This is a genomic window from Moorena sp. SIO2C4 (assembly GCF_010672485.1).
Classification (GTDB): domain Bacteria; phylum Cyanobacteriota; class Cyanobacteriia; order Cyanobacteriales; family Coleofasciculaceae; genus Moorena; species Moorena producens.
The window spans coordinates 1-2,558 of the sequence record NZ_JAAHGN010001063.1 but is presented as its reverse complement, the minus strand read 5'-3'; the positions used below and the strand labels follow the sequence as shown (position 1 = coordinate 2,558).

At 42.2% G+C, this 2,558-nt stretch carries 5 protein-coding genes and 1 pseudogene; 2 read left to right on the top strand and 4 right to left on the bottom strand.

Features of this window, described 5'->3' with window-relative positions:
• Positions 1 to 485, bottom strand: a 485-nt coding sequence (locus F6K20_RS33640; protein ID WP_502708908.1) for an NTP transferase domain-containing protein, incomplete at its 3' end; no start/stop codon positions are given.
• Positions 486 to 492: 7 nt separating this feature from the next.
• Positions 493 to 957, bottom strand: coding sequence for a pentapeptide repeat-containing protein (locus tag F6K20_RS33635; protein WP_008191720.1), 465 nt, complete (start codon positions 955 to 957; stop codon positions 493 to 495).
• 829 nt (positions 958 to 1,786) lie between these two features.
• Between F6K20_RS33635 and F6K20_RS33630 the strand changes: the two genes are divergently transcribed.
• Both F6K20_RS33630 and F6K20_RS33625 read left to right on the top strand, forming a co-directional pair.
• Entirely contained in the window at positions 1,787 to 1,912 is a 126-nt protein-coding gene (locus F6K20_RS33630; RefSeq protein WP_267873693.1) for a hypothetical protein, read from the top strand.
• A gap of 31 nt (positions 1,913 to 1,943) precedes the next feature.
• A complete protein-coding gene (locus F6K20_RS33625; RefSeq protein ID WP_287255905.1) occupies positions 1,944 to 2,132 on the top strand; it encodes a hypothetical protein in 189 nt (62 codons plus the stop codon).
• Here the strand turns inward: F6K20_RS33625 and F6K20_RS33620 are convergent.
• Both F6K20_RS33620 and F6K20_RS33615 read right to left on the bottom strand, forming a co-directional pair.
• Positions 2,094 to 2,300, bottom strand: a pseudogene (locus F6K20_RS33620) (tetratricopeptide repeat protein); the annotation flags it as partial. The gene F6K20_RS33625 and the pseudogene F6K20_RS33620 overlap by 39 nt on opposite strands.
• A gap of 12 nt (positions 2,301 to 2,312) precedes the next feature.
• Positions 2,313 to 2,558, bottom strand: a 246-nt coding sequence (locus F6K20_RS33615) for a tetratricopeptide repeat protein (RefSeq protein ID WP_287297673.1), incomplete at its 5' end; no start/stop codon positions are given.

Here is a 2,558-nt window from a genome sequence, read left to right as displayed (position 1 = left end):
TGTGACTTTTGGTCAATCGCGTAGCGTGACCTTTGGTCAATCGCATTTTCCCGAGTCTGCTCCAAATGCTTGAGCCAACCTTGCACAACCTCTGCTTTTAATTGGGGTAAATCACAAGCCAGTAACAGTACCCAATCTGTTTCAACATGAGCTAATCCTTGAGCAAATCCTACCAATGGACCATGAGGTGTGGTCTCTTCTGGTAACGGGACTTCCCGAATAACACGACAAGTCTCAGGTAAGATATCCACGTATCGTTCTGGCCAGGGAGTGACTATATAGACTTGACCTGAGACTTGACCTGAGACTTGACCCGAGACTTGACCAATACAGCTTAGGGCAACATCACACACTCTGCGCAGTAAGGGGACACCCTCGACCAGAATCAAAGCTTTATCCCTACCCATACGAGAACTTAGCCCTCCTGCAAGGACAATCCCTGAGAGAGCTAAGTGGTAATTGGGACTTGGTATAGCACTGCACATAGCTTGGTCAGGAACAGGCAAGCATTCCAGAACGTAGACTCGGAGACTCCTCAAAAAAGATTGCCCCTCGTCGCTTTAGGTCATCCTTGAGATCCTTACAAATTCCTGAGTTATCTCTAAACTGAGTATTGTCTATTCGACTACCAATCAGGTTGGCATTACTCAAGTTGGCACCACCTAGGTTAGCACGACTGAGGTCAGCACGACTCAGATAAGTACCCATCAAGTTGGCATCACTCAGGTTGGCATCACTGAGATCCGCACATCTGAGGTAGGCACGACTCAAATCAGCTCCGTTGAGCAAGGCACCGTTGAGATTGGCATCACTTAGGTCAGCTCTGCTTAAGTCAGCACCCCTTAAGTCAGCACCCCTTAAGTCAGCACCCCTTAAGTTGGCATCCTTCAGGTCAATTCTAAGTGAATTGTCAGTTGGCTCTAGAGAAACACCCTTCATTAGTTCAAGGAATTCCATTTACTACTCGAAATACACTCTGAAATACACTAATACCACTATTAAATGCTCACCACCATGATGGCATCAACCCCTTTGGTTGATCACTTAGATTTATTGTCGAATTAAATTACCTCAAATTCTAATGAAACACCAGTTTGTGTTTCACTAAATTGCTAATTTTTACGACATATGGCTGATTTTTTACCATATATGTCGTAGATTTATTTTTGAAATAGTTAGTGTTAACTATTTACTGGTTAACTATTTAGTGAATAACTAGTTACACTATATTTTATAGCCCTATCTGGTTTCACCAATTACCATACTGTAAAAATTTAATTAAGTAATTATTAAATGTGAAACCGGTAATATAGCAATCATAATCGATTTGTGAAAAATCCTGTGACTAATACCGTAAATCTGTTATCTAATATACCTTTTGGCAAAGTATTTAGGTAAGCCGTCAGCTGTCAGCTGTCAGCTGTCAGCTTAAAATAAACCTATGCAGGCCTATGGCCACGCTACGCGAACAGCTTGGCACAGACTTCGACGCTGATAGCACCTCAAGTAGCACTTCAAGTAGCGCATTAGCTGATAGCTGATAGCTTACGATAGGTTTTCACACTTCGTTACACAGTTAATGACAAATTGATACAAAAATATTTATTTTTTGACCAGAATTAAATATAATTAATTCAGTAGCGGAAAATATTAGGTTTAAACCTCTTTAACTCCGCCGCTTTTAACCCCGCAGGGTTGTTGCTTTTACGGTAATTGCCTGTCCGCTAAGGTAACAACCTTGTGGAATAATGCTGATAGTGCTCATAAATTAAAGGAGGAGAAGGATATGCGCGGTTGTTCCATGCTTCTAGCTCTTCTAGTGTTTGCTGGATTGTTGTATTTTATCGTCAATTCTGGTACCTTTGAAGGGTTGATGGACACCATAACACCCTCGGAACGGCAACTGGAATAGGCTATAGGGCTGGGCGCGGCGAGATGGGGAGATGGGGAGATGGGGAGATGGGAAGCAAGAGAATAGTTTATTTAAAATTGGTATTAGCGATGTTTCATTCCTTAAAGTTGTCAACACCATTACACCCATTGCTATAGCGTTTATCATAGTAATCAGGTATACAGAATTTTTTCCCTATTCCCTATTTCCGGCTCCCGACTCCCGACTCCCGATTCCCTAAAATCCCAGACTTGATATTAATCAACTGCTGAAACCGCTGATCTGAGCGAATGGTGTCAAAAGATGAATCAGTTTTTGCCATCTCTCGATATTCTTCAGGATTGAGATTAATGGCCTGTTGCAAGTTATCAAGGGCTAAGTCTACATTTCCTTGTAAGGCATAACAGCAGGCTTTGTGGTACTAAGCTTGGTGGTGATCGGGTTTAAGTTTCACAGCTTGGTCATAGGACTCAATCGCTGCTTCATTTTGTCCTAATTTCCTTAGGGCAATCCCCCGGTTATGCCAAGCTAGGTGGTAATCGGGTTTAATTTTCACAGCTTGGTCAAACGAATTAATCGCTGCTTCATTTCGTCCTAATGCCAATAAGGTAACCCCCCGGTTATACCAAGCTAGGTGGTAATCGGGTTTAATTTTCACAGATTTATC

Bases quoted from the DNA above. Each gene is read 5' to 3' on its own strand.
- F6K20_RS33635 (WP_008191720.1), bottom strand. From the start codon at position 957: ATGGAATTCCTTGAACTAATGAAGGGTGTTTCTCTAGAGCCAACTGAC.
- F6K20_RS33630 (WP_267873693.1), top strand. From the start codon at position 1,787: ATGCGCGGTTGTTCCATGCTTCTAGCTCTTCTAGTGTTTGCTGGATTG.
- F6K20_RS33625 (WP_287255905.1), top strand. From the start codon at position 1,944: ATGGGGAGATGGGGAGATGGGAAGCAAGAGAATAGTTTATTTAAAATT.